Genomic DNA, 6,384 nt, shown 5'->3' with positions numbered 1-6,384 from the left:
ATGAATGTGTGGAATTAATTTTCGGGAGGCGAAATTAGACAATGAATTGGAAATTTAATGAAATTAATGGAACTGATTTTCGGCAGTTTTTTTTAGTTATTTATTTGGCGGGCCCCCTACCGCCCAAAAAAGGTTAATGCAACCCCGGGCAGTAATAGGTATGGGCGTTCGGGTCACGCTATCGGCTGTAGTCCTCGTCCCCCTAGGCTAGCGCCGTCGGTGTCCTGTGGGCTACTTGCCTCTATCGTTGCCCGAGGGGATAACAGCATCCGGGTGAATAGAATTAATGCCCTCCTCCCAACGACCATGTCAACCCATCTTACTACCTTCATCTTGGTTCCAACTGCAAAAAGGCTTCGGTCTTGTTAATCCTGCTCTTCGAAATCCGTAAAAAATTGCCTTCTTACAAATTCTTGTTGTCTTTTATCCCGAAAAGCAAACCAATCTTCACGCAGATCACCGTGGTTATCGACAATAAATCGAAACCCCCGAAATGGTTTACGATTATTTAAGGCCTGAAAAAGTCTGTTTTTTAAGTCTATTTGTTTTACCTCTTCAGCAAAATCGCTCATTATTCTGAAGGCATCTTCGGAAGTCCATTTTTCTATTTCTATGTAATCGTCAGGATTTTCTTCAACCTTATCAATTTCTTGCTGCCAGGCGCTAAAGTCTTCATCCATGTATTGCATTCTATCCGGAAAAAAGAGGAATTCATCCTTCTCTTTGTGCATAAACGCTCTAAATCCCATAGAAAGTTGCTCAGCGATTTCTTTTAATTGTGCAGGTGTTGGCTGTTGCATGGTTAATGTAAAAAAGTTTGGTAAATTTACAAATTAGCCTTTAAATGCATGATATTTATCTTGATCGACCAAATTTAGGAAATCCTGGAGTTTCTTCACAGTTAATTTAGGATCATAGGGATACCACTTTCTATCTGCACGTATCCAATAAACCTTCCACAGATTTTTACTTTTGACAAAAGAGGCCTTGGCATACGGAATATGTATAATTTCATCCGGATTTCTCCATCTAGGGCGTATTTCAAAAAGAATAACCGATTGGTCCAAGATTTCGTAACCCAGATCCAACTTGGATCTTATTTCAGGCGAAGGTCTTACGCTGGAAATATAGTTTTCCATGGTTTCGATAATGGTTAGAGTATGGTCTGATGAAAAGGACATAGGAGGGTGAAATTGAACACAAAATAATGATTGGAATCTATCTTTCCTTGAAAAGGGTTAAATGAAAAATACCGTCCATTTTTTATACTAAAATTCTAATGCATGGAAAATCGCTGTAGAACCGCTCAAATTCAGAAAACTCAGGACTTCCGACACCCCCTTAAAACACCCCCGTATACCTTTGTGGAGTTATTGCCTTTAACTGAGCTTTGAGCTCTGCCGAGATGCTTAGGCTATCAATAAATTGTTCGAAATCGGCTTGGCCCAGTTTTTTATTGGTTCGGCTCAGTTGCTTGAGCTGCTCGTAAGGGTTGGGAACTCCCTCTTTGCGCAAAACGGTTTGTATGGCCTCGGCTACCACCGCCCAGTTGTCGTCTAAATCGGCTTGTATGGCTTCTTCGTTTACAATTAACTTGTCAATGCCTTTCAACAAAGACTTAAAAGCGATCAAAGTATGAGCCAACGGCATTCCTATGTTACGCAACACCGTGCTATCGGTCAAATCGCGTTGCAAACGACTTACTGGCAACTTAGCGGCCAAATGCACCAACAAAGCATTGGAAATCCCCAAATTACCCTCAGCATTTTCAAAATCAATCGGGTTTACTTTATGCGGCATTGCCGACGAACCCACTTCACCTTCCTTGATTTTCTGCTTGAAATAATCCATGGAAATGTAAGTCCAAATGTCGCGGGAAAAATCTATTAATATGGTGTTGATACGTTCCAACGCATGACACCAGGCGGCCACATTGTCGTAATGTTCAATTTGGGTAGTGGTTTGAGACCGGCTCAAACCCAGGGTAGTATTGACAAAATAGTTGGAAAAATTAACCCAATCTACCTGAGGATAGGCCACTGAATGGGCATTAAAATTCCCGGTTGCTCCTCCAAACTTAGCCGAATAAGGAACCTGAATTAACTGGTTACGTTGGGCTTGCAGACGCTCAACAAAAACCATCATTTCCTTGCCTAGCTTAGTAGGCGATGCCGGTTGTCCGTGGGTACGAGCCAACATGGCTATCGAAATCCAATCATGAGCATTGGTTTCAATGGCCTGAATTAGTTTGTCTAGTGCAGGAAGGTAAACCTGGGTACAAGCTTCTTTCATGCTGAGCGGAATCGCAGTATTGTTTACATCCTGAGAAGTTAAACCAAAATGAACCATTTCCTTTAACCGGCCCAAACCCAATTTTTCCAGGCGATCCTTTACAAAATACTCTACAGCCTTTACATCGTGGTTGGTTGTTTTTTCTGTTTCCTTGATTGTAAGCGCATCAGCCTCTGAAAAGTTCTGATACACCTCTCTCAAGGCTAAAGCCTTATGCTCCGGAATAGGCTCCATTCCTAAACCCTTTTCCTCACTAAGCGCCAGCAAATATTCCATTTCAACCCTCACCCGGTATTTCATTAAAGCAAATTCGGAGAAAAAGGCCGACAATTCGCGGGTTTGACGACTGTATCGTCCGTCAACCGGGGAAATGCAAAACAGGGGAGTGTTGTAATTCATGGATTTCGAAATGCGAAAATAGTTCAGGAAACCCAGTTTGTACCCAATTATACCAATTTTAATTTATAAATAGTCCAAAGGATTTTTATAAATTTAGATTGGTAAATACCGAGGATACAGAATGTTATACCAATGTTATTTGAGAAATAGTCCCAAACTATTTCGAAAATTATACCGAGAGGAAAAATAATATGATTCCAGTTCGCTTAGGCCTCCTGGAATCATTTATTTTTATCCTCGGCATTTGCAACATTGGTAAATGCCGATGCAAAAGCTGTTTAGACCAATTATGGCTTAGCCTATTTGGTCTATTACAGAATTGCAATCGGTGTTAGTCCAATTTTCTCAAGAAAAATTAATACATAAAATTGGACTAAACATAATGTCCATTCGGTATTATACAAAATTATACCGGATTTTCTAGGGTTGGTTTTTTTCCAACCCCGGATTCCATTCTGTGGTGTTTAGTATAAGCCGGCGGTTATACTCTTGAATGTAGGCTTTTAAATGGTTTTCCAGTACTTTCTGTTCGACTCTTTTTTCAGGCTGAATATCTTTGGTTAGCATACTATCAAGCTTCAAATTGTAAAATCCCACGGTTTCTTCTCCATTAAATTGCAACAAGTATTCTCCTTCAATGATTTGATAAAAATGATCGTTTTTGGAAACAGAGAAATGTACTGAACTTGTATCAAAAGCCGATTGCCCAAATGCCACATACGGTTGATTATAGTCTAGCAAACTAAGTATGCTGGGCATTATATCGGTTTGAGAAATTACAGTTGCATTTTTCCCTTGCAAGTTCAAAGCCTCCGAATAAAAAATAACCGGAATACTCAGAGAACCTATCCGGTTCTGAAAATAAGGATGGTCGGAGGTGGTGGCATGATCGGCCGTGATAACAAATAAGGTGTTTGCAAACCAATCGGTTTTTCGGGCCGATTTAAAAAATTGCTTCAGGGCAAAATCGGTGTAACGAACGGTTTTATGAATAGGCATGGTTCCTTCCGGAAACAAACTTTCATAGCCCTTGGGTAAGGCATAAGGATGGTGAGATGAAAGGGTGAAAACCGTTCCAAAAAAAGGTTGTTTGAAACCCGAAAGTTTGGTGTTGACATATTGCAAATAAGGCTCATCAAAAATACCCCAACTGCCATCAAAGTCGGATTGGTTTGGATATTGATTCAACCCAAAATAGTATTGAAAGCCCACTTTTTTGCAATAGGAATCAAAGGCCATGCTACCGTTTCTGGCTCCATGAAAAAAGGCGGAGGTATAGCCCTTTTCACCCAATAAATTGGCTAGGCTGGTAAATCGGTTGCCGCTGTAATTGGAAATAATGACTGCCTTGTCGAGCATGGTTGGCAAACTGCTAAGTATAGCCGGAACTCCTTCAATCGACCTTCGTCCATTGGCAAATGCCCTGGTAAAAACCAAACTATGTTCACACAGAGAATCCAAAAATGGAGTATAGGTAACCGGAGGATTCAAGTAGCCCACAAATTCTTTTGAAAGACTTTCTACGACAATTACCACCACATTCAGCGGTTTGCCGGCAGACTCTGCTTGTCCGGTGTGAAGGGCTGAAAAATAATTCCGTGCTACGGAGGGACTAAAATAAGCCGGGTCCTTCAATTCTTGCTTTTCAACCGTCCACATGACCGTATAGGGTGTGTTCAGGCTTAAAGGCGCTATTCGTTGAGAGCCTGCATCCATCAAAATTAAAGGTTGGTATTGAAAACCACCCCTTACTCCAACTACCAATAAACCGGAAAACAAAACGAAACAAAGTGCCCAGGCTACATAGTTTTTCCAATTCTGAAAGGCCGGCAAATGAGTGATTTGAGCCCTTTTGGAAATTCTTATAATTAACCAAAGCATGCCAAACCAGGTTGCAAACAAATACCAAAAATCAAGCAAGAGGTGAGGGCCAAAATGAGCCACATCGTCACTAATCAGAAGAAACTTGAATAATCCAAATGTGGAACGGGCATAAGCAAATTGGTAATAACCTGAATCAATTAAATTAAGCAGGGTCATAAATCCAAGAATCCCAGAAAACAAAATCAAATGAATTCTTCCGGCCAATTTGTTTCGGTGCACTATTGGAAGAAAGGCCAACACAAAGAATAAGCTAAGGTAAATAAAGATAGCCGAGGTGTCGAAACGTAGCCCTATCAGAAAAGCCTGAGCAAGTTCCGGATATTGGAGTTGCGAAAAGTAGGAGTAATTACAAAGGTAAAACACCAAACGACCCAGGCTCATTGCGGCCAAAGCAATTAAAAAGTGAGTGGCTAAAAACTTGCCTAGTTTGGAGAATACTTCCACGCTGCCAAATTAAGTCTACAGATGAAACAAGCCTTTATTATTTCTAATTATCCCAACGGGCCGGGGTTCGAAGATCATACACTACCACAACCTGTCGATTGGCTCCGTGGTATAAACTATCTCTAAAAACCTCCTCAACCGATTTTCCAACATTCACCAATTCAGAAACAGCTACCAATGGGTCGTGGGGTTTGCCAAAAGCCGGATAGACTTCCAGGTAAAAATCGGCTACCCTCCATTCAGGAACGTAAATGGATTCATAGCCCGGACTTATATCCGAATGATACAATGGGGTAAAATTTCCATACACATGCATTCCAAAAGCCAAATTAGGCCCTGCCACTACCTGTTTTTCCAACAAAGGACGAAGTTTTTGCCCAAGCGATTTTCGGTGGTAACCGGGGTTGAAGTGATAATACCCCTGCAACACTAGCCCTACAACCAGGCAAAGTCCAAAAACATACCTAAACCAAACTCGATTTCCAAACCAAGCCCCACCCAACACCAAGGCCCAAACCAAAGCTAGACAAGGGATAAGGTTTGGATTAAAAACAGGTAGAGGGAAGGACTGAAAAAAGGACTGCAAGGAGCTCCAACACCATAAAAAAGAAAAAACAAAATAGAAAATAGTAAAAAATTGTCCCACCAAATCAGTCGAGGAAAGCCTACGTTTGCGAAACAGGTTAAACCCCAAACCGGCAAAAAGAACCAAACAAAACACAAGTGTTACCGGGGTAGTTAACCCGCCAAAATTCCACGGCTCTCCATGTTCAAACAAAAAATAATAGACATTGCCACCCATAAAAACCAAGAGAATAAGTCGCATCCAAGCCGGGAGCGGTTTAAAGTGGGAGGCCGGAGCCTGTCCTAAAATCAATACCAGGGGAAGCAAGAAGAAAACCAGTCTACGCTCACTGCCATCTCCCAGCAAATTAAGCACTACCAAACCAAGAATGGTAACCAGGTAAGCGCCAGGATTCCATCCTTCCTGTTTCCATTTTAACAGAACCAAACCGCATCCTAAAAAAATGGAAGGATTTTGAAAAAACGGAACTTGTATAAAATGAAATAACCAAAATGCTATTCGACGAAGGTTTAAGGTTTCGGTTAAGTTGGGAAAGGTTAAGGCCATCCATTGACTTTGCTGCACAAAGCTTTCCCGATATGGCCAATAGAACCCTATAAAATACAGCCCAACCAATACTGCCGGAACAAGCCATAAAGGAACAACTGCTACTCTGGGAATTTTTACTTCTCCCGGACGGGCATACCAAACTCCTGCCATAAACGCAGGCAAAAGCCAAACAATAGAAACCTTGACAAGAATGATCAACCCTAGCAGAAACCCTATGCTACTTGAAAGGA

The 6,384-nt window shown here is 41.4% G+C and carries 5 protein-coding genes; all 5 read right to left on the bottom strand.

Translation table 11 applies throughout. The features are described from left to right. Nucleotides 1-365: 365 nt before the first annotated feature. Complete coding sequence (locus tag K1X82_14290) at nucleotides 366-800, bottom strand: UPF0158 family protein (protein MBX7183277.1); 435 nt, start codon at nucleotides 798-800, stop codon at nucleotides 366-368. A 33-nt stretch (nucleotides 801-833) separates the two neighbouring features. Then, a complete protein-coding gene (locus K1X82_14285; protein MBX7183276.1) occupies nucleotides 834-1,181 on the bottom strand; it encodes a DUF3024 domain-containing protein in 348 nt (115 codons plus the stop codon). Between the two features lie 160 nt (nucleotides 1,182-1,341). Beyond that, the gene (gene purB / locus K1X82_14280; GenBank protein MBX7183275.1) at nucleotides 1,342-2,691 is read right to left on the bottom strand and encodes an adenylosuccinate lyase; all 1,350 of its coding nucleotides are present in this window, start codon (nucleotides 2,689-2,691) and stop codon (nucleotides 1,342-1,344) included. Between the two features lie 420 nt (nucleotides 2,692-3,111). Next, a complete protein-coding gene (locus K1X82_14275) occupies nucleotides 3,112-5,019 on the bottom strand; it encodes an LTA synthase family protein (GenBank protein ID MBX7183274.1) in 1,908 nt (635 codons plus the stop codon). Between the two features lie 43 nt (nucleotides 5,020-5,062). Next, nucleotides 5,063-6,384 (bottom strand): hypothetical protein (locus K1X82_14270; GenBank protein ID MBX7183273.1); only part of this gene is annotated, 1,322 nt, incomplete at its 5' end.

Source organism: Bacteroidia bacterium (assembly GCA_019695265.1).
Classification (GTDB): domain Bacteria; phylum Bacteroidota; class Bacteroidia; order JAIBAJ01; family JAIBAJ01; genus JAIBAJ01.
Note: the sequence above shows the minus strand (reverse complement) of the source record. Positions and strands in the feature narration are given on the sequence as shown.